The 19,786-nt window shown below is 67.8% G+C and carries 16 protein-coding genes and 1 riboswitch; of the genes, 11 read left to right on the top strand and 5 right to left on the bottom strand.

From position 1 onward, the window contains the following. The first annotated feature begins 61 nt into the window (after positions 1 to 61). The gene (aceB, locus tag ACVCL9_RS12715; RefSeq protein WP_447097848.1) at positions 62 to 1,654 is read left to right on the top strand and encodes a malate synthase A; all 1,593 of its coding nucleotides are present in this window, start codon (positions 62 to 64) and stop codon (positions 1,652 to 1,654) included. 142 nt (positions 1,655 to 1,796) lie between these two features. Next, positions 1,797 to 3,092 (top strand): isocitrate lyase, encoded by a 1,296-nt coding sequence (aceA, locus tag ACVCL9_RS12720; protein WP_447097847.1) that lies wholly within the window; start codon positions 1,797 to 1,799, stop codon positions 3,090 to 3,092. Positions 3,093 to 3,191: 99 nt separating this feature from the next. On the opposite strand, the gene ACVCL9_RS12725 is transcribed toward aceA, so the two are convergent. The 3 genes from ACVCL9_RS12725 to ubiK form a co-directional block, all read right to left on the bottom strand. Beyond that, positions 3,192 to 4,979 carry a cation:proton antiporter gene (locus tag ACVCL9_RS12725; protein WP_395120506.1) on the bottom strand — a complete coding sequence of 596 codons (1,788 nt, stop codon included), beginning with the start codon at positions 4,977 to 4,979 and terminating at the stop codon, positions 3,192 to 3,194. Positions 4,980 to 5,144: 165 nt separating this feature from the next. Continuing rightward, positions 5,145 to 6,638 (bottom strand): YifB family Mg chelatase-like AAA ATPase, encoded by a 1,494-nt coding sequence (locus ACVCL9_RS12730; protein WP_395120508.1) that lies wholly within the window; start codon positions 6,636 to 6,638, stop codon positions 5,145 to 5,147. A gap of 148 nt (positions 6,639 to 6,786) precedes the next feature. After that, positions 6,787 to 7,050: a ubiquinone biosynthesis accessory factor UbiK gene (gene ubiK / locus ACVCL9_RS12735; RefSeq protein WP_447099516.1), complete on the bottom strand. Its 264-nt coding sequence runs from the start codon at positions 7,048 to 7,050 to the stop codon at positions 6,787 to 6,789. A 186-nt stretch (positions 7,051 to 7,236) separates the two neighbouring features. On the opposite strand from ubiK, the gene glnK reads away from it, so the two are divergent. The 8 genes from glnK to ACVCL9_RS12775 all read left to right on the top strand — a co-directional run bounded on the left by glnK (position 7,237) and on the right by ACVCL9_RS12775 (position 15,558). Further along, positions 7,237 to 7,575: a P-II family nitrogen regulator gene (gene glnK, locus ACVCL9_RS12740; RefSeq protein ID WP_136259205.1), complete on the top strand. Its 339-nt coding sequence runs from the start codon at positions 7,237 to 7,239 to the stop codon at positions 7,573 to 7,575. Between the two features lie 89 nt (positions 7,576 to 7,664). Continuing rightward, positions 7,665 to 7,879, top strand: a riboswitch (cobalamin riboswitch). A gap of 154 nt (positions 7,880 to 8,033) precedes the next feature. Further along, entirely contained in the window at positions 8,034 to 10,472 is a 2,439-nt protein-coding gene (locus ACVCL9_RS12745) for a ribonucleoside-diphosphate reductase subunit alpha (RefSeq protein WP_447097846.1), read from the top strand. 17 nt (positions 10,473 to 10,489) lie between these two features. Beyond that, positions 10,490 to 10,714, top strand: a complete 225-nt coding sequence (locus tag ACVCL9_RS12750) for a hypothetical protein (protein ID WP_447097845.1) — start codon at positions 10,490 to 10,492, stop codon at positions 10,712 to 10,714. Positions 10,715 to 10,729: 15 nt separating this feature from the next. Beyond that, positions 10,730 to 11,755 carry a ribonucleotide-diphosphate reductase subunit beta gene (locus tag ACVCL9_RS12755; RefSeq protein ID WP_447097844.1) on the top strand — a complete coding sequence of 342 codons (1,026 nt, stop codon included), beginning with the start codon at positions 10,730 to 10,732 and terminating at the stop codon, positions 11,753 to 11,755. Positions 11,756 to 11,789: 34 nt separating this feature from the next. Next, on the top strand, positions 11,790 to 12,659 hold the full coding sequence (locus tag ACVCL9_RS12760; RefSeq protein WP_447097843.1) for a helix-turn-helix transcriptional regulator: 870 nt from the start codon (positions 11,790 to 11,792) through the stop codon (positions 12,657 to 12,659). Positions 12,660 to 12,707: 48 nt separating this feature from the next. Further along, positions 12,708 to 13,151: a nuclear transport factor 2 family protein gene (locus tag ACVCL9_RS12765; RefSeq protein WP_447097842.1), complete on the top strand. Its 444-nt coding sequence runs from the start codon at positions 12,708 to 12,710 to the stop codon at positions 13,149 to 13,151. 99 nt (positions 13,152 to 13,250) lie between these two features. Beyond that, entirely contained in the window at positions 13,251 to 13,637 is a 387-nt protein-coding gene (locus ACVCL9_RS12770) for a BlaI/MecI/CopY family transcriptional regulator (RefSeq protein ID WP_395120517.1), read from the top strand. 1 nt (position 13,638) lies between these two features. Further along, a complete protein-coding gene (locus tag ACVCL9_RS12775; RefSeq protein WP_447097841.1) occupies positions 13,639 to 15,558 on the top strand; it encodes a M56 family metallopeptidase in 1,920 nt (639 codons plus the stop codon). A gap of 109 nt (positions 15,559 to 15,667) precedes the next feature. Here ACVCL9_RS12775 and ACVCL9_RS12780 read toward each other — a convergent pair whose 3' ends face one another. After that, the gene (locus tag ACVCL9_RS12780) at positions 15,668 to 18,004 is read right to left on the bottom strand and encodes a DPP IV N-terminal domain-containing protein (protein WP_447097840.1); all 2,337 of its coding nucleotides are present in this window, start codon (positions 18,002 to 18,004) and stop codon (positions 15,668 to 15,670) included. A gap of 433 nt (positions 18,005 to 18,437) precedes the next feature. Between ACVCL9_RS12780 and ACVCL9_RS12785 the strand changes: the two genes are divergently transcribed. Next, a complete protein-coding gene (locus ACVCL9_RS12785) occupies positions 18,438 to 18,761 on the top strand; it encodes a hypothetical protein (RefSeq protein ID WP_395120521.1) in 324 nt (107 codons plus the stop codon). Positions 18,762 to 18,883: 122 nt separating this feature from the next. Here ACVCL9_RS12785 and ACVCL9_RS12790 read toward each other — a convergent pair whose 3' ends face one another. Then, positions 18,884 to 19,783 carry a LysR family transcriptional regulator gene (locus tag ACVCL9_RS12790; protein ID WP_447099515.1) on the bottom strand — a complete coding sequence of 300 codons (900 nt, stop codon included), beginning with the start codon at positions 19,781 to 19,783 and terminating at the stop codon, positions 18,884 to 18,886. Between the last annotated feature and the right edge of the window lie 3 nt (positions 19,784 to 19,786).

The following is a 19,786-nucleotide window of genomic DNA, read 5'->3' on the forward strand; positions in this document are numbered from 1 at the left end:
ACTTTGTCAAATAGATATTTGCCGGCCTAGCTTCGAGTCACCCACGACGCGGAGCGAAACGATGGCAGCAGCGCAGGAACAACTCCACACCGGCCCCGCGGAGGTCCTCGCCGACGGCGCCGCCTACGCGGCCATCCTGACCCCGGCCGCGCTGGCGTTCCTGGCCCGGCTGCACCGTCGCTTCGAGGCGTCGCGGCAACACCTGCTGCGAGAGCGTCGCCAGCGCCAGGCTGCCTGGGATGCCGGTGCCCTGCCGGATTTCCGCGCCGACACGGCGGCAATCCGCGAATCGGATTGGAACGTGGCACCGATCCCGGCCGCGCTGCGCGACCGCCGCGTGGAGATCACCGGCCCGGTGGAGCGCAAGATGATCATCAACGCGCTGAATTCCGGCGCCAGGGTGTTCATGGCCGACTTCGAGGATTCCTCCTCGCCCACCTTCGCCAACCAGCTGGACGGCCAGGTCAATCTGCGCGATGCGGTCGACGGCACGATCACGTTCCGTTCGCCCGAGGGCAAGACCTACCAGGTCGGCAACAACCCCGCCGTGCTGGTGGTGCGCCCGCGCGGCTGGCATCTGCATGACCGCTTTTTCAGCGTGGATGGCACCCCGCTGTCTGGCGCGCTGGTCGACTTCGGCCTGTTCGTGTTCCACAACGCACGCACGCTGCACGAGCGCGACCGCGGCCCGTACTTCTACCTGCCCAAGCTGGAGGCGATGGAAGAGGCCGCGCTGTGGGAAGAGGTGATGAGCGCCGCCGAGGCCGAACTGCAGCTGCCGCGCGGCACGATGAAGGCCACGGTGCTGATCGAGACCCTGCCGGCCGCGTTCCAGATGGACGAGATCCTGCACGCGCTGCGCCGTCGCATCGTCGGCCTCAACTGCGGTCGCTGGGATTACATTTTTTCCTACCTGAAAACGCTGCGCGGCCATCGCGACCGCCTGCTGCCCGAGCGTGGCCAGGTCGGCATGACGGTGCCGTTCCTGAAAGGCTATTCCGAGTTGCTGATCAGGACCTGCCACCGCCGCGGCGCCTTCGCGATGGGCGGCATGGCGGCGCAGATCCCGATCAAGGGCGACGAGGCGGCGAATGAAGCGGCGCTGGACAAGGTGCGCGCCGACAAACTGCGCGAGGTCAAAGCCGGCCACGACGGCACCTGGGTCGCCCACCCCGCGCTGGTGCCGGTGGCGCAGGCGATCTTCGACGAATACATGCCCGCGCCGAACCAGCTCGGCAAACTGCGCGAGGACGTGCGGGTGAGCCGCGAGCAGCTGCTCGCCGCGCCCGGCGGCACCATCAGCCGCGCCGGCTTCGACAACAACGTCGAGGTGTGCCTGCGCTATACCGCCGCATGGCTGGGCGGCCTGGGCTGCGTACCGATCCATCACCTGATGGAAGACGCCGCCACGGCCGAGATCGCCCGCGCGCAGTTGTGGCAATGGCTGCATCACGGAGATCTCGAGTTCCCCGACCATGCACCGATCGACTTCGCGCTGTTCGACCAGGCGCTTGCCGCCCACACCCATCGCCTGCGCCAGAGCCAGCACCCCGGCGCCGCCCGCGCCGATGCCGCCGCCGCCCTGATTTCCCGCATGACCCATGCGGACGAACTGGCCGACTTCCTCACCCTGCCCGCGTACGACCAACTGTGATTTTCTCCCTTCTCCCTCCGGGAGAAGGTGCCCGAAGGGCGGATGAGGGGGCGCGGCGGAGTGTGCTGACACGCTCCGTCCGAACCCTCTCCCCAACCCCTCTCCCGCAGGGAGAGGGGCTCAACACCACCGGAGCCATGTCATGAAGAGCACCCTGCCCACCGCCGAACAGATCAGTCTGGACTGGAAGAACAATGCCCGCTGGGCCGGCGTCCAGCGCAACTACTCCGCCGATGACGTGGTGCGCCTGCGCGGCACCGTCGCGATCGAGCATTCGCTGGCCCGTCGCGGTGCCGAGCGGTTGTGGAAGTCGCTGCACCAGGAGGAGTTCGTCAACGCGCTCGGCGCACTCACCGGCAACCAGGCGATGCAGCAGGTCAAGGCCGGCCTGCAGGCGATCTACTTGAGCGGCTGGCAGGTCGCCGCCGACGCCAACGTGGCCGGCGAAATGTATCCCGACCAGTCGCTGTACCCGGCCAACTCGGTGCCGCTGGTGGTCAAGCGCATCAACAACACCTTGCTGCGCGCCGATCAGTTGCACCACGCCGAGGACAACCACGACATCGACTGGCTGGTGCCGATCGTGGCCGATGCCGAGGCAGGCTTCGGCGGCGTGCTGAACGCGTTCGAGCTGATGAAGGCGATGATCGAGGCCGGCGCCGCCGGCGTGCATTTCGAGGATCAGCTGGCCAGCGTCAAGAAGTGCGGCCACATGGGCGGCAAGGTGCTGGTCCCCACCCGCGAGGCGGTCGACAAGTTGAACGCCGCGCGCCTGGCCGCCGACGTCGCCGGGGTGCCGACGCTGATCGTGGCGCGCACCGATGCCGATGCGGCCGACCTGCTCACCTCCGACATCGACGACAACGACAAGCCGTTCCTCACTGGCGAGCGCACCGTCGAAGGCTTCTTCCGGGTCAGGCCCGGCCTGGACCAGGCGATCAGCCGCGGGCTGGCCTATGCGCCTTACGCCGACCTGGTGTGGTGCGAGACCAGCAAGCCGAACCTGGACGATGCGCGCCGCTTCGCCGAGGCGATCCACGCCAGGTTCCCGTGCAAGATGCTGGCCTACAACTGCTCGCCCAGCTTCAACTGGAAGAAGAACCTGGACGACGCCACCATCGCCCGCTTCCAGAAGGAACTGGGCGCGATGGGCTACAAGTTCCAGTTCATCACCCTGGCCGGCTTCCACAGCCTCAACTACGGCATGTTCGACCTCGCCCACGGCTACGCGCGCCGCCAGATGAGCGCCTTCGTCGAACTGCAGGAAAAGGAGTTCGCCTCCGCCGATCGCGGCTTCACCGCGGTGAAGCACCAGCGCGAAGTGGGCACCGGCTATTTCGACGCGGTGACCCAGGCGATCCAGCAGGGCCAGTCCTCGACCACCGCGCTGAAGGGCTCGACCGAGGAGGCGCAGTTCAAGCAGGCCTCGGCCGCGTGAGAAGACGAAAAGCGAGAAGTGAGGAATGAGGAGTGGGGAGTGAGAGAGAGCAAGGGCGCGGAATGCTCCCGCTTTTTCTCACTCCTCACTCCTCTTCACTCACTTCTCGCTCGCCGGTACAAGCGCGATCACGGTCCAGCCCGGCTTCGGCTCCAGTTCGCGCTTGGTCGAGGCCACCCGCAAGGCGCCTTTTTCCTCCACGCCGAACATCAGCACCGTGCCGGAACCGTACTGTTCGACGAATTGCGGCCAGTCGAAGGTAGCGGTGAGTTTGGTCGACTTGATCCGCCAGCCTTCGTCCAGCATCTGCGCGAAGCGGCCGTGGGTCATCTCCTCGTCGAACAGCGGCGGCGCCAGCAGGCTGCCGGCGAGCGCGGCGCGGTCGGTGTTCTCGCGTGGGGTGAGGTTGCGCAGGCGATACACCTTGTCGCGGCCGAATTCCTGGCGGTAGCGCACGCAGGCGAGCGAATTGCGCTCGCGATGGGTGGACACCGCGAGCAGCCGGCCGATGCCGGTCAGATCGAGATGGCGTTCCGCATGCGGCGAGGCCGGGTTGCCGAAGAACGTGGTCAGCCCGTCCATGCGCGCCAGCCGGATGCCCTCCCAGTCGTCGTCGGCCAGCATCACGCGGAAGCCGGCGTCGTGCAGCGACTGGGCGATCGCGCGCGCCACGTGGTCCGAGCCGAAGATCAGCACGCCGCGCGGCTCCGGCTCGGCCACTTTCAGCCAGATCGCCAGCGGCCGCGCGGTGGCGCTCTGCAGGATCACCGTGCCGATGATGAGGGTGAACACCAGCGGCACCAGCGCCTCGGCGCCGGCCACGCCGAGCTGATCCAGGCGCAACGCGAACAGCGCGGAAACCGACGCCGCCACGATGCCGCGCGGCGCCACCCAGCCGATCAGTGCGCGCTCGCGCCAATTCAGGCCGCTGCCGAAACTCGAGAGCGCCACGGTCAATGGCCGCACCAGCAACTGCGCAATCACGAACAGCGCGAGGCCCGCGCCCAGCATGCCGTCCGGCAGCGGCCAGTGCAGTCGTGCCGCCAGCAGGATGAACAGCAGCGACACCAGCACCGTGGTGAGGCTTTCCTTGAAATCGAGGATGTCGTCGATGTGCACCCCGCGCAGGTTGCCCAGCGCAATGCCCATGATCGTCACCGCCAGCAGCCCCGACTCGTGGGTCAGCGTGTTGGAGATGCTGAAGGCGAACAGCACCGCGGCCAGCACCGCATAGTTCTGCAGGTATTCGGGGATCAGCTGGCGGCGCAGGAAGAACGCCATCAGCCAGGCAGCCAAGGCGCCGATCCCCACGCCGCAACCGATGGTTGCCAGGAAGATGCCGATGGTGTGGCCTTCCTGCCGCGACACGATCGCCTCGTAGATCAGCACTGCGAACAGCGCGCCCAGCGGATCGATCACGATGCCTTCCCAGCGCAGCGTGTTGGCGATGCGCGCGTTCGGTCGCAGCGTGCGCAGCATCGGCGCGATCACGGTCGGGCCGGTGACGCAGCCCAGCGCACCGAACAGCAGCGCGATCGGCCAGGCCAACCCGGCGACCAGATGAGCAGCCAGCGCCAGCAGCAGCAGCGAGGCCACCGCGCCGTAACTGACCAGCCCGCGCACGGCCTTGCCGATGCCGGGCAGTTCGTGGAAACGCAGGGTCAGGCTGCCCTCGAACAGGATCAGCGCCACCGCCAGCGACACGGTGGGAAACAGCAGATCGCCCAGCAGCTTGTCCGGATCGAGCACCCCGGTGGCCGGCCCGAGCGCGATGCCGGCCAGCAGCAGGAACAGGATCGCCGGCAGCCTCACCCGCCACGCCAGCCACTGCGCGAGAAACCCGATCATCAGCATGCCGGCGAGCATCAGGCCCAGATCGATCGTCATTGCAGTCCCTGGAATGGTCAGGGCGACATCGGAACATGCGGCGGCGCGTGCGTCCAGCAGGAAAGAGCAGGAGTGAGCGGAGAGGAATGATGAGTGAAAGAAGAGCAACGGCATGTCGCGACATGCTTTCTCTCACTCCTCATTCCTCTCCACTCACTCCTGCCTTTACACCCTGCGGTACTGCAGGGCTTCGGCCAGGTGCTCGCGTTCGAGCAAGGCGGCGCCGCCGTCGAGGTCGGCGATCGTGCGGGCGACGCGCAGCACCCGATGATAGGCGCGCGCGGAGAGGCCCAGCCGCTCGAGTGCCTGTTCGAACCAGCGCCGCTCCGCCGGCCCCAGCGCACAATCGCGCTCCAGTTCGCGCGTGCTGATCTCCGCGTTCGGCCGGCCTGCGCGCATCAGTGCGTGGCGGCGGGCATGGAGCACGCGAACGCGAACGGTGGCGGAGTCCTCGTCGCGCGCGTTGCGCGGCGTGCCCAGTTCGGCCAGCGCCACCGGCGGCACTTGCACGCACAGGTCAATGCGATCCAGCAACGGCCCGGAAATACGTGCGCGGTAACGCTGCACCTGGTCGGGCGTGCACTGGCAGCGCGGCTCGCCGGCATAGCCGCACGGGCACGGATTCATCGCCGCGACCAGCTGGAACTGGGCAGGAAAGGTCGATTGCCGCGCCGCCCGGGAAATCATGATATGGCCCGATTCCATCGGCTCGCGCAGCACCTCCAGCACGTGCCGGCTGAACTCGGGAAGCTCGTCGAGGAACAACACGCCGTTGTGCGCCAGCGAGATCTCGCCCGGACGAGGAAACGAGCCGCCGCCGACCAGCGCCACCGCCGAGGCGGTATGGTGCGGCGCGCGGAACGGGCGCCGGCGCCAGCGCACGGGATCGGTGACCTGGCCCGCGACCGACAACACGGCGCAGGTCTCCAGCGCCTCCGATTCCGACAGCGGCGGCAGGATGCCGGGCAGGCGCTCGGCCAGCATGGTCTTGCCGGTGCCCGGCGGACCGACCAGCAGCAGGTGATGGCCACCGACCGCGGCGATCTCCAGCGCGCGGCGTGCCTGCAACTGCCCGCGCACGTCGGCCAGGTCCGGCCCGTCATGTGCGCCGCCATCGCTGGGAATGCCCACCGGCGCGGACAGGTCGTGCGCACCGCGCAGCCAGCCGCAGACTTCGGCGAGGGTCTCGGCGACGCGCACGTCGACGTCCGGCACCAGCGCGGCCTCGGCCGCGTTCTCGCGCGGCACCACCACCCGACGGTCGCGCGCGCGGGCGCGCAGCAGCGCCGGCAGCACGCCGGAGATGCCGCGCAGCGAGCCGGTCAACGCCAGCTCGCCGAGGAACTCGCAGTCATCCAGTTTCTCGCGCGGTACCTGGCCGCTGGCGGCGAGGATGCCCAGTGCAATGGAGAGATCGAAACGCCCGCCATCCTTGGGCAGTTCGGCCGGCGCCAGGTTCACCGTGACGCGCCGGTTGGGATACTCGAAGGCAGTGTTCTGGATTGCCACGCGCACGCGGTCGCGCGCCTCGCGCACGGCGGCCTCGGGCAGGCCGACGATGTTGGTGCAGGGCAAGCCGCCGGAGAGATGCACCTCGACCATCACCTGCGGGGCAGCGATGCCTTCCTGGGCGCGGCTGAGGGTGACGGCGAGGCTCATGCAGCCAGGGGCCGGCGGCGCAGCGATGGTGGTGGCGCGCTGACTGGCACAAACATCGCGCGACTCCATCAGCAGCGCTGGATAAATAACCGCCTCCGATCGTTCTCGGGGTGAGGGTGACGGATCGGAGGCGGCTCCCGGGAGGTGGTCAGTGCTGACCGCCGCGCGCGGCGACGACAGCTTCGAGCTCGGCCACCCGCTGTTCCAGCTCGTCGATCTTGGCCCGGGTGCGGGCAAGCACCTGGGTCTGCACGTCGAACTCTTCGCGAGTGACCAGGTCGAGGCGGCGCAATCCCTGCGCCAGAACATCCCGGAAGTTGGTGCGCAAATCCTGCTGCACCTGTGCCAGTCCTGGCGGTACCAACGACACAAGTCGCAGGGCAATCTGATCGATATCCTGCTTGTCCATCATGGACAGCGCCTCGAACTCGTCGGGGTAAATGCTAGGTGAACGCCGCGTGTTGCCGCCATCGGTATGCTCCATCAAAGACTGTAGGGATTGTCCTACACCGCTCCCGGTGAGGCGACAGCGCCCCGCCGGCCGGGCAGAATGCAGGTTTGCGGGCGCCTGCCGCCCGGCCGAAACGAGGAATGCTGCATGAAACTGGTCGTGGCGATCATCAAGCCGTTCAAGCTGGACGATGTGCGCGAGGCGCTGGCCGAGGTCGGCGTGCAAGGCGTCACGGTGACCGAGGTGAAGGGCTTCGGCCGCCAGAAGGGCCACACCGAGCTGTATCGCGGCGCCGAGTACGTGGTCGATTTCCTGCCCAAGATCAAGCTGGAAGTGGCGGTGGCGGACGACCAGCTCGACCGTGTACTGGAGGCGATCCAGGCCTCCGCGCGCACCGGCAAGATCGGCGACGGCAAGATCTTCGTAAGCACGCTGGAGCAGGTGATCCGCATCCGCACCGGCGAGCTGGATCACGATGCGCTGTAACGTCGCCGCAGCCCGCGCAGGCACCCGCCGCGTCCGGCCCGCAAAACGACTTGCGCACAATTTGTTGGGTTGACCCTTCCCGAGCCGCCCGATATGTTGTGTGCGTCGGTGCCAGACCCGATGCGACATCGGTTTGGCTTAAAAGGGAATCCGGTGTGACTCCGGAACTGCCCCGCAGCGGTAGAGCGGAAACGAACGTCTTCACGTGCACTGGCCCGCCGTGGCTGGGAAGCGAAGACAAGTAGGCGGATCGCCTCGATCCTCGTCCGCAAGTCCGAAGACCTGCCGGCACAGCGGGACGAACGTGTCCCGCTGCGTAGTGACGGCTTCCGCGGGGAAGTGCGTCGTGGAGCCAGGTCGCCGCACGGCGCCCGGCTTGCGCGCCGCCTCCGGAATCTTTCGCTATCAGGCCCTGCGCGCGGGAGCAGGCGTTTGATGTCCAGCCGGAGCCACCTGCCATGCAAGCCCTCGATACCGCCGAACGCGAGCGCGCCGTCGCGCCCGCCGAAACACCCGCCACCCACCAAACCGACACCGCGTTCGCGCTGACCCCGCCGCACAGCGCGGCCTCCATGCACGTGACCAAGCGCAACGGCGGCCAGGAAGCCGTCGACGTCAACAAGATCGTGCGCGCCGTGACGCGCAGCGCCGAAGGGCTGCACGGCGTCGACCCGCTGCGCGTGGCACTGAAAACCATCGGCGGCCTGTACGACGGCGCCACCACCGCCGAGCTGGATCAGCTCTCGATCCGCACCGCCGCCGCGCTGACCGCGGAGGAACCCGAATATGGCCAGCTGGCCGCGCGCCTGCTCGGCGCGTACATCGACAAGGAGGTCGGCGGCCAGGAAATCCAGAGCTACTCGCAGTCGATCGCGCGCGGCGCCGAGTTGGGCATCCTCAACGACCGCCTGCGTGATTTCGTGGCCGCCAACGCACGCAAGTTCAACGACGCGATCGACGTGCTCGCCACCCGCCGCTTCGAATACTTCGGCCTGCGCACGGTGTATGACCGCTACCTGCTGCGCCATCCGCAAACGCGCCTGGTGATCGAGACACCGCAGCACTTCTTCATGCGCGTCGCCTGCGCGCTGGGCGGCAACGAGATCGGCGAGACGCTGGAACTGTACCGGTTGCTGTCCTCGCTGAAATACCTCGCCAGTTCGCCCACCCTGTTCAACGCCGGTACCGCGCACGAGCAGCTCAGCTCGTGCTACCTGCTCGACTCGCCGGTCGACTCGCTGGAGTCGATCTACGACAAGTACGCCGACGTGGCCAAGCTCAGCAAGTTCGCCGGCGGCATCGGCCTGGCGTACTCGCGGGTGCGCTCGCGCGGCTCGCTGATCCGCGGCACCAACGGCCACTCCAACGGCCTGCTGCCGTGGCTGAAGACGCTGGATGCCTCGGTGGCCGCGGTGAACCAGGGCGGCAAGCGCAAGGGCGCCGCCTGCGTGTACCTGGAATCGTGGCATGCCGACATCGAGGACTTCCTCGAACTGCGCGACAACACCGGCGACGACGCCCGCCGCGCGCACAACCTCAACGTCGCCAATTGGATTCCCGACGAATTCATGCGCCGGGTCGAGAGCGACGGCGAGTGGTCGCTGTTCGATCCGAAGGTGGTGCCGCACTTCGTGGATAGCTGGGGTGAAGTATTCGACGCTGCCTATCGCAAGGCCGAGGTCGACGGCCTCGCCGTGAAAACCGTCAAGGCACGCGAACTGTACGCACGCATGATGCGCACGCTCGCGCAGACCGGCAACGGCTGGATGACGTTCAAGGACCGCTGCAACGCCACCTCCAACCAGACGGCCAAATCCGGGAACGTGATCCACCTGTCCAACCTGTGCACCGAGATCCTGGAAGTCAGCTCGGCAACCGAGACGGCCGTATGCAATCTGGGCTCGGTGAACCTGGCGCGGCATGTGCGCGATGGCGCGTTCGACTTCGACCAGCTCGCCTCGACCGTGCGCACTGCGGTGCGCCAGCTCAACCGCGTGATCGACCTCAACTTCTACCCGATCGACACCGCGCGCAACGCGAACATGAAGTGGCGCCCGGTCGGGCTCGGCGTGATGGGCCTGCAGGACGTGTTCTTCAAGCTGCGCCTGCCATTCGACTCGCCCGAGGCGCTGGCGCTGTCCACCCGCATCGCCGAGGAGATCTACTTCAATGCTCTGTCGCAATCGGCCGAACTGGCCGAAGCCGAAGGTCCGCATCCAGGCTTTGCCGAAAGCCGTGCCGCCAATGGCGAGCTGCAGTTCGATCACTGGCCGAACGCCACGCCACAGGACAGCACACGCTGGGACGCGCTGCGCGAGAAGATCAAGCAACACGGCCTGCGCAACTCGCTGCTGATCGCCATCGCGCCCACCGCCACCATCGCCTCGATTGCCGGCTGCTACGAGTGCATCGAGCCGCAGGTCAGCAACCTGTTCAAGCGCGAAACGCTGTCCGGCGATTTCCTGCAGGTGAATCGCCATCTCGCCGACGAGCTGAAGGCGCTGGGACTGTGGACGTCCGAAATCCGCGACGCGATCAAGCTCGCCGAAGGCTCGGTGCAGGGCATCGCCGCGATCCCCGAACGCCTGCGCGCGATCTACCGCACCGTGTGGGAACTGCCGCAGAAGTCGCTGATCGACCTGGCCGCCGCGCGCGGCGCATATGTCGACCAGAGCCAGTCGCTGAACCTGTTCATGGAAAACCCGAACATCGGCCAGCTGAGCTCGATGTACATGTACGCGTGGAAGGCCGGCATCAAGACCACGTACTACCTGCGCTCGAGGCCGGCCACAAGAATCGCCAAGACCACGGTGGCGGCGGTACCCGATCAGGCCCAAGCCACGGCCGCGGTGTTTTGTTCACTGGAGAACCCGGAATATTGCGAGGCCTGCCAATAGCGCCACGAGATGTCGCGATGAAGCGTTACCGGAATCTCCACGGCCAATCCGGCGTCGCCGCGTACGAATACGGCGACGGCTTCATCCGCATCCGTTTCGTCAACGGTGATGCCTACGAATACACCGACGAGGCCACCGGCCGCGAGCACGTCGCGAACATGCAGAAACTCGCGCAAGCGGGCCTCGGCCTCGCCACCTATGTCAGCCGCTTCGCGCATGACGCTTATGCACGCAAGCTTTGAATCGAAGGAACAATGATGTCCGCCCAACCCAACCGCAACGCCCACATCCTCGATCCCGGTTTCGAACTCACCCTGCGCCCCATGCGTTACCCCGGCTTCTACGAGAGGTACCGCGACGCGATCAAGAACACCTGGACCGTCGAGGAGGTGGATTTCTCGATGGACACGCGCGACCTCGACACCAAGATGTCGGCCGCCGATCGCCACCTGATCCGGCGCCTGGTGGCGTTCTTCGCCACCGGCGACACCATCGTGTCGAACAACCTGGTGCTGAACCTGTACCAGCACATCAACGCACCGGAAGCGCGCATGTACCTGTCGCGCCAGTTGTACGAGGAGGCGCTGCACGTGCAGTTCTACCTCACCCTGCTGGACACCTACATTCCCGACCCGGCCGAGCGCAACGGCGCGTTCGCGGCAATCGAGACCATTCCGTCGATCCGGCAGAAGGGTGCGTTCTGTTTCAAGTGGATCGACTCGATCCAGGGTCTGCACCGGCTGGAGACGCGCGAGCATCGCCGCCAGTTCCTGCTCAACCTGATCTGCTTCGCCGCCTGCATCGAAGGCCTGTTCTTCTACGCCGCGTTCGCCTACGTCTACTACCTGCGCTCGCGCGGCCTGCTGCACGGACTGGCCGCCGGCACCAACTGGGTGTTCCGCGACGAGAGCGGGCACATGGCGTTCGCCTTCGAGGTGGTGCGCACCGTGCGCGAGCAGGAGCCCGAGCTGTTCGACGACGCCATGCGCGCGCAGGTCGAGCAGATGATGGAGGACGCGATCGCCTGCGAGACCCAGTTCGCCGAGGACGTGCTGTCCGGCGGCGTGGCCGGCATGTCGGTGAAGGACATGCGCCAGTACCTCGAATACTGCGCCGACCAGCGTTTTGCCCAGCTCGACATGCCGAAGAAGTACGGCGCGAAGAACCCGTTCGACTTCATGGACCTGCAGGATGTGCAGGAGCTGGCCAACTTCTTCGAGCGTCGCGTCTCGGCCTACCAGGTCGGCGTGCAGGGCGAGGTGGCGTTCGACATGGCGTTCTGAGACGCTGGCGCACCCTGCCCCCAGCGAGCGAGCCATGGGTGCCTCCCGTCTCACCGTGCTGTTCGACAGTCCGCTGCTGCGGATCACCGACATCGACTGCAGCCACCCGCGCGGTGGTTGCGGCGGCGAACGCGGCGACGAGCGCACTCACCTGGTACTGCTGCGGCGTGGCGGCTTCGGTTATCACGTGCGCGGCGCGGAATACGTGGGCGACCCCGCCACCGCCCTGCTCTACCGCGCCGGCGACAGTTACCGCATCTCGCACCCGTTCGAGGGCGGCGACGCCGGCAGTTGTTTCGAGGTGGCGCCCGCACACGAGGAGGCGCTGTTCGGCCGGCGCCTGCGCGGGTCGGCCGACGCGGCGCGGCCGGTCGAGGCCATCGACCAGTACCGGCATCGTGCGCTCCACGCGGCGCTCGCCCACGGCGAGCGCGACAGTCTGCGCGTGGAGGAAGCGGCCGCCGAGCTCTGCACTGCCGTGCTTCGGCACGATACGGCGGCGAGCATCGCGCCGCTGTCTCATGCCACCCGGCGTCGGCTTGATCGCGTGCGGGAAGTGCTGCTGGCCGATCCGACCGCGGCCGTCGGCCTGGCCGAACTGGCCACCCATGCCGGCTGCTCGCCGTTCCACCTTTCCCGCCTGTTTCGCCGCACCTGCGGCAGCAGCCTGGTCGCCTACCGCACGCGCTTGCGCATCGCGCTCGCGCTCGACCGCCTCGCCCACGGCGCGGACAATCTCGCCACACTGGCCAGCGAGCTGGGCTTCAGTCATCAGAGCCATTTCGGCGCCACCTTCCGGCGACATGTCGGACTGACCCCGCGCGCCGCGCGCGCGACCCTGCATCCGTCGGCGCTGGCCCGCACGGGCAAGAATTTGATAGCGGCACACTGGCCGGAGTCCTAGCGTCGGAGCCATGCCCGGCCGCTCGCCGGGTCTTCGACGGAGGCCACCATGAAACTGTCCGCCACCCTGCTCGCGTTTATGCTGGGTACCGCACCCGCCGCGGCAACCGCGCCGCACGCCTCCTTGCCGCCCGCGCTGGCCCGCGCGGTGGCCGCGTTCGACCGCGCCCAGGTCGAAGGCGATGGCGCGGCGCTGCAGCGCCTGCTCGCCGACGACTACGTGCTGTTCAACAGCCGCGCCCGGGTCGAGAACAAGGCGGACTTCATCCGCGACTACACCGCCCCCGGCTATTCGCTGAAACCGTTCACGGTCGAGCACGAGGTCGTGCGCCACTGGCCCGGTGGCGCCGTGCTCGGCGGCGTGGCCACGCTGGAGGGCAGCAGCGAGGGCAAGCCGTTCAAGGCGCGATTGCGCTTTGCCGACATCTGGCGCGAGCGCGACGGCCGCTGGCAAGTGATCTTCACCCAGGCGACCCGCGTGGCGACACCGTAACCCGCTGCATGACCTTCGGCAGGGTGGCCACGCGGGCTATTGACTACAGATGTAAGCATGGCGTAGCTTGCCTACAACTGTAGTCAAGCGGGAACGGGCATGCGCAAACCTTCCATCGGCGACCAGGAACTGGCGCTGCTGCAGCACATCGACGAGAGCGGCACCGCTTCTGTCGGCGAGGTGGCCGCCAGCTTCGGCGAGCCGCGCGGGCTGGCCCGCTCCACCGTGCTGACGATGATGGAGCGGCTGCGCGGCAAGGGCTATCTCAAGCGCAAGCAGCTGCGCGGCATGTTCCGCTACAGCATCGCCACCGGCCCCGGCGAGGCGATGCGCAGCGCGGTGGGCAGCTTCGTCGAGAAGACCCTGAGCGGTTCGGTCTCGCCGTTCGTGGCGTGGATGTCCGAGCGCGCCGAAGTGAGCGACGACGAGCTGGCCGAGCTGGAGGCGCTGGTGGCGCAGTTGCAGAGCCGGCGGCGGGAGTCCTGACATGTCCATCGACCACGTCGTCATCTCGCTGCTGGCCCGGTTGGGCTGGACTTCGCTGCAGGCGGTGATTCTGATCGGCCTGCTCGCCCTGCTGGTGCATCTGCTGCCGCGGCTGTCGGCGGCGATGCGTTGCACCTTGTGGTGGCTGGTCGGCGCACAGTTGCTGGCCGGCATGGTCTGGCATGCGCCGCTGCAGCTGCGGCTGCTGTCGCCGCCGGCGGTCGAACGCACGCTCGACGCGGCGGTGGTATCGACGCCTGCGCCGGCCAACCTGCTGGTCAACGCCACGGCGAGCGTCGCGGCGGCACCGCACGAGAACCGCGCGCCGACACCGGCGTCGCCCGCCGCGCCCCGCTGGTTGGCGCACGCGCCGCTGGCGCTGGCCCTGCTGTGGCTGGCGGGCTTGCTGGCGCAGCTGCCGGCCATCGTTCGTCAGGGTTGGCAAGCGCGCCGGCTGCTGCGCGAATCCACGCCGGTGGCCAATGCGTCGCTGCAAGCGCAATGCGCGACGCAGGCACACGCCCTGGGCCTGCGCCGCGCGCCGGCCTTGCGCGCCTCCGCCGCGATCGCTTCGCCGCAGGTACTCGGCTGGCGTCGCCCCACCATCCTGCTGCCGACCGGACAGGCGTTGAGCGAAGGCGATGCATCGCTGGCGCTGATCCACGAGCTGGCTCACGTGCGGCGCGGCGACCTGTGGCTGGGCTGGATTCCGGCCATGGCGCAGCGGCTGTTCTTCTTCCACCCGCTGGTGGCGTGGGCGATGCGCGAGTACGCACTGGCGCGCGAGGCGGCGTGCGACGCGCAGGTGCTGGCGCAGCCGGACATCGAACCGCAGCGTTATGGCCGGTTGCTGCTGCAGCTGGGCGTGGCGCATCCCCTGCGTGCCGGCCTGGCCGGCGCGTCCCCTTCGTTCGGCAATCTCAAGAGGCGACTGACCATGTTGCAACACACCCCGATGCTTCCCCGCCAGCGCGTGCAGGGCTGGCTGCTGGTTGCCGTGATCGCGATCGCCGGCGTGCTGCCGTATCGCGTCACCGCCGCGGCGCCCGATCAACCGGCGCCCCCCGCGCGCAATGCTTCCACCGCGTGGATGGCGCCTCCGCCGCCCGCACCGCCACCGGCCACCGCGCCCGCGTTGCCCGCCATGGTCGCGCCGGCCGCTCCACCGGCACCGCCGGCACCGCCAGCACCGCCGGCCCCTCCCGCACCGCCCGCACCGATCACCGGCATGGGCAGCCACATGATGATCAGCACCCACGACGACACCGGCTACGCCTTCGCCCTGCTGGACGGCAACTCGACCACCGTCAACGGCACCGACGCCGATCTCGCCGCCGTGCGCCGGCTGCATCAGCGCGGCGAGCCCCTGCTGTGGTTCCGCCGCGGCGACACGTCCTGGACGATCCGCGACCGCGCCACCCTCGAACGGGCCAAGGCGATCTACGCACCGCTTTCCGCCCTGGCCGAACAGCAGGGCAAGCTGGGCGAGCAGCAAGGCGCGCTGGGCGAGAAACAGGGCCGACTGGGCGAACAGCAGGGCCGCATCGCCGCCGATCAGGGGCAATTCGCCGGGCGCCAGGCCGAACTGGCCGGCAGGGCCGCCGAACTGGCCGCCCGCCGCGCCGCCCTCGTCGGCCGCAGCGATTCCGCCGCACCCTCCGCCGCGCTGGACGCCCGGGAGCGCGAACTCGACGCCGCCCGCGTGCAGCTCGACAAGCAGCAACCCGACGTCGCCGATCGACAGGCGGCCCTGGCCGCCCGACAGGCCGAGCTTGGCCGGCAACAAGAGGTCCTCGGCAAGCAACAGGCCATCCTCGGCGAACGCCAGCAAGCCGCCTCCGCCAAGGCGGAGCAGCAGATGGTACAACTGCTGGACGAGGCGGTGGCGAAGGGCCTGGCGCAGAAGACCGCGCGGGATTGAGCGCGCCGCATCCGGCAAAGCCTCTCGCATCGACGCCTGAGAGCTCCCGCAACAGCAAAGGCCGGGTTTGCACCCGGCCTTTGCGTTGCCCTCGATCAAACGGTCGCGCTCACTTCCACGGCCACGCCTTCAGCTCGTACTCCTTCGGCGGCGTGTCGCCGGCGAGGTAGTGCACGAAGTAGTCCCAGCGGCGGCGGGTGACGTAGGGGGTGGCGTCGCCGTAGGCGTGGTGGGCGTTGGGGATCATCAGCAGGTCGAAGTCCTTGTTCGCCTTGATCAGCGCGTCGACCATCAGCAGGGTGTTGCCGGGCGGCACGTTGTCGTCCATCGTGCCGTGCACCAGCATCAGCCGGCCCTTGAGTCGCGCCGCCTGGTTGGGGTTGGCCTGGTCGTCGTAGTTGCTCTTGCCATCCTTGTTCTTGACCAGCTCGCCCTGGTACTTCTCGGCCCAGTCGTCCTCGTAGTGGCGATTGTCATGGTTGCCGCTTTCGGACCACGCGACCTTGAAGAAATCCGGGTAGCGCAGCATCGCGCCGGTGGAGGCGTTGCCGCCGCCGGAGTGGCCCCAGATGCCGACGCGGTCGAGGTCGATCCACGGGTAGCGCTTGCCCAGTTCCTTCAGGCCGGCGACCTGGTCGGGCAGCGTGTTGTCGCCCATGTCGCCATACCAGGTGTCGTGGAACGACTTGGAGCGCCACGGCGTGCCCATGCCGTCGATCGCCACCACGATGAAGCCCAGCTCGGCCATCGCCTGGTGGTCGGCGCGCGCGGAAGAGAAGCTGCGCCCGCGCACCGAGCCGGTCTGCGGGCCCGGGTAGATGTAGTCGATGATCGGGTACTTCTTCGAGGCATCGAAGTGCGACGGCTTGAACATCATGCCGTACAACTCGGTCTTGCCGTCCCGCGCCTTGACCGTGATCGGCACCGGCGGCACCCAGCCGGCCGCCTTCAATCGGGTGATGTCGGCGCGGGCCACGGTAGCAAGCGTACGGCCGTCGTCGGCAGCCCGCAGCACGGTGACCGGCGGCGCGGTCGGCGTCGAATAGACGTCCACGAAGGTCTTGCCATCGGGCGACAGGGTGATCTCGTGGTTGGCCGCTTCCGGCGTCAGCAGCACCGGCTTGCCGCCATCCAGGCCGACCTTGAAGAACTGCTGGTAGTAGGGGTTCACACCCGGCGTGCGGCCCACGCCGCGAAACCACACGGTGCGCGACTTCGCATCGACCTTGAGCACCTCGGTGACGTTGCCCGTGCCGGTGGTGATCGCGTGCTTGAGCTTGCCGGTGTCGAGGTCGTAGAGGTACAGGTTGCCCCAGTCGTTGCGCTCGCTGAACCAGATCGCCTCATGCGTGGCCGGCAGGTAGCGCCAGTTGACCGCACCGTTGCCGCTTTCGTAATACGTCGGCGAGGTTTCCTCGAACACCGTGCGCACCTTGCCGGTGGCCGCATCGGCGATGCGGAACCACGCGTGCTTGTGGTAGCGCGAGGTGGAGACGAAGGCCAGGGTCTTGCCGTCGGGCGCCCACTTCACGTCATCCCAGCCGCCGTCCGGACCGCAGCTGACGTCGTCGCACAGGGTGGAACGGTGCTGGTCCGGCGGCATCTGCAGGCGCGTGACCTTCTTCGTCGCCACGTCGATGATGACGCGCTCGATCATCGTCACGTCCTTGTCGCCCACCAGCGGGTACTTCCATTTCTTCAACTTCGGATGGCCGACCGTGGTGCTGATCAGGTACATCTCGCCGGTCTTGCGCTGGTCCTGCTGGAAGGTGGCGATCTGCTTCGAGTCGGGCGACCACTCCACGATCGCCTTGTCCGTGTGTTTCCAGCCGGCGTTGTCGGTGGCGTAGCCGAAGTTCTCGACGCCGTCGGTGGTGAGCCGGGTTTCCTTGCCGGTCGCGACGTCGCGCAGCCACAGGTTCCAGTCGCGGATGAAGGCCTCGCTCTTGCCGTCCGGCGACAGCGCGCCGGGTTCCTTGCCGGTCTTCACCAGCGTTGCGCGATCGACGCAGCTGGCCTCGGCGGCGACGAGGTCGCACACGTAGTGCTTGCTGCGCACGGTGACGTCGATGCGGCCGTCGGGCTTCGCCTCGTAAGCGGTCACCGGCAGCTTCATCGCGTCGACCGGCTTGCCGCCGGCCTTGCCCAGCGCCGCGGCCAGCTTCGCCTGGTCGAACAACGCCATGGCCTTGCCGCTGGCCGCATCCATGCGGATGAAGTGATCGCCGCGCTGGTCATGGTCGACGTACCAGAAATGGCCATCGTCCAGCCAATGCACGGCCGTCACCGCGTGGTCGACCAGCGGCGTGGTGTTGTAGCTCATGAAACGCTCGGCCTGCGCGTAGTCATTCGCGTCGAGCACCCGCCCATGCGCGGCGGCGACGCCGGACAACAGCCCCAGAAACACCGCGCCACAAAGGCGCAACTTGCCGAACCTTGAATACATCTGTTGATCTCCCCAAACCCGGATGCGCAACCGCCGGTGGCTGCGTCGACACACGTCCTGCCGATGCTAGCGCGATATCGCCTTGCCCACTCTGTGCCAAAGGTCCACGTCACCCGCCACCCGCCCCTTCGGCACGATGCGCCGCCGCAGGGTTTCGCCTACCGCGGAACTGGCCGGTGGACGACACGGAATGGCGAACACGCTTGTTGCGGATCGCCATGATGCAAAGACCCACCTGTTCGACATGCGAACAACCCACTCCGACTCTGGACTGGACCGGTATCAGGAAGGCAAGATTGCCCGGCCGGCACGCCCTGCAAGCTCGACTTGGCGCGCGGTTGTTGCCTGTGAAACAACCCGCGTGAGGCGTTTCATCCGCCTCGAGTGCCGTGCATTCACCTACGTTGGAATGACATCAAAATAGGGACTATTGATGAAAACACGCAATGCATTGACCGCCAGCTGTCTGTTCGCCCTGGCGCTGTCCGGTTGCGCCACCATGTCGACGACCGATGCGATGGTGCCCTTGCAAACCGAAACCGCACACATGCTCGGCCTGGCCTCTTCAGAGGAGCTGACGATCACTGACGTCAACGCCGGAAAGCCGGACGCACTGGGCGGTCAGGATTACACCTATACGGCAGCGACGAAATCGGGACGGACGTTCGACTGTTCGGCACGCATGACGCCGGGCATCATGGGCGCCGCGCCGACCATCTCGGCCCCCACCTGCAAGGCGATCAAAAGCCATTCCTGATCGTCCCGCATCCGGTCGTTGACCAGCCAGCAGCCCCGAGCCCCAGGCGAGGGGCTGTTGTTTTTCCAGGGTTGGCCGGATCGCGCCATTTGTCGGCAACGAGGAGCCTGTCCGCCGCAGCATCAACGCAGCGCCGCCGTCAGCTCCACCAGCCAGTCGACGAACACGCGCAGGCGCGCCGGCATCTGGCGTTGTGGCGGATAGAGCACGGTCATCGGCAGCGAGGGTGGCGGGAACGCCGGCAGCAGCTCGCGCAGCTGGCCGCGCTTGAGTTCGGCGGCGACGCGGTAGCGCGGGATCTGCGCGATGCCCAGGCCGGCCTCGCAACAGCGGTAATAGGCTTCGGCGCTGCTGACGCTGACGCAGCCGGGCAGCGCGACCTCGCGGCGCTTGCGCCCGACCATGAACTCCAGCGGCTCGACGCGGCGGGTGGTGGGCGAGATCCAGTTCACCGCCACATGGCCGTCCTGCAGTGCGGCGAGCGAGTCGGGCGCGCGATGCCGGCGCAGGTAGGCGCTGCTGACCACGGTGGCCAGCTCGAAACGGCCGACGCGGCGGCCGACCATGTCCGAATCGGCCAGTTCGCCGATGCGCAGCACGCAGTCCACGCCTTCGCGCACCAGGTCGACGAAGCGGTCGCCGGTGCCGATGTCCAGGTGGATCTGCGGATAGCGGGCAAAGAAATCGCGTAACGCGGGAATCACCAGCAGGCTCGCCAGCGAGGCGGGCAGGTCCACGCGCAGGCGTCCCTTCGGCTGCACCCGCGCCTCGCGGAAATCAGACTCCACCTCGTCGACGTCGGCAAGCAACCGCACGCAATGGCGGTAGTAGGTTTCGCCGTCGCGGGTCGCCTGCACGCGGCGGGTAGTCCGCAGCAGCAGCTGCGCACCCAGCCGCGCCTCCAGGCGCTTGATCGCGTGGGTGACGGTGGCGCGCGGCAGGTCCAGGTCCCCCGCCGCCGCGGTAAAGCTGCCCAGTTCGACGATCCGCGTGTACAGCCGCATGGCCTGCAGCCGGTCCATCGC

The organism is Rhodanobacter sp. UC4438_H5 (genome assembly GCF_052978405.1).

Coding starts and splice junctions, on each gene's coding strand:
- aceB (WP_447097848.1), top strand. CDS start 62: ATGGCAGCAGCGCAGGAACAACTCCACACCGGCCCCGCGGAGGTCCTC.
- aceA (WP_447097847.1), top strand. CDS start 1,797: ATGAAGAGCACCCTGCCCACCGCCGAACAGATCAGTCTGGACTGGAAG.
- ACVCL9_RS12725 (WP_395120506.1), bottom strand. CDS start 4,979: ATGACGATCGATCTGGGCCTGATGCTCGCCGGCATGCTGATGATCGGG.
- ACVCL9_RS12730 (WP_395120508.1), bottom strand. CDS start 6,638: ATGAGCCTCGCCGTCACCCTCAGCCGCGCCCAGGAAGGCATCGCTGCC.
- ubiK (WP_447099516.1), bottom strand. CDS start 7,050: ATGATGGACAAGCAGGATATCGATCAGATTGCCCTGCGACTTGTGTCG.
- glnK (WP_136259205.1), top strand. CDS start 7,237: ATGAAACTGGTCGTGGCGATCATCAAGCCGTTCAAGCTGGACGATGTG.
- ACVCL9_RS12745 (WP_447097846.1), top strand. CDS start 8,034: ATGCAAGCCCTCGATACCGCCGAACGCGAGCGCGCCGTCGCGCCCGCC.
- ACVCL9_RS12750 (WP_447097845.1), top strand. CDS start 10,490: ATGAAGCGTTACCGGAATCTCCACGGCCAATCCGGCGTCGCCGCGTAC.
- ACVCL9_RS12755 (WP_447097844.1), top strand. CDS start 10,730: ATGTCCGCCCAACCCAACCGCAACGCCCACATCCTCGATCCCGGTTTC.
- ACVCL9_RS12760 (WP_447097843.1), top strand. CDS start 11,790: ATGGGTGCCTCCCGTCTCACCGTGCTGTTCGACAGTCCGCTGCTGCGG.
- ACVCL9_RS12765 (WP_447097842.1), top strand. CDS start 12,708: ATGAAACTGTCCGCCACCCTGCTCGCGTTTATGCTGGGTACCGCACCC.
- ACVCL9_RS12770 (WP_395120517.1), top strand. CDS start 13,251: ATGCGCAAACCTTCCATCGGCGACCAGGAACTGGCGCTGCTGCAGCAC.
- ACVCL9_RS12775 (WP_447097841.1), top strand. CDS start 13,639: ATGTCCATCGACCACGTCGTCATCTCGCTGCTGGCCCGGTTGGGCTGG.
- ACVCL9_RS12780 (WP_447097840.1), bottom strand. CDS start 18,004: ATGTATTCAAGGTTCGGCAAGTTGCGCCTTTGTGGCGCGGTGTTTCTG.
- ACVCL9_RS12785 (WP_395120521.1), top strand. CDS start 18,438: ATGAAAACACGCAATGCATTGACCGCCAGCTGTCTGTTCGCCCTGGCG.
- ACVCL9_RS12790 (WP_447099515.1), bottom strand. CDS start 19,783: ATGGACCGGCTGCAGGCCATGCGGCTGTACACGCGGATCGTCGAACTG.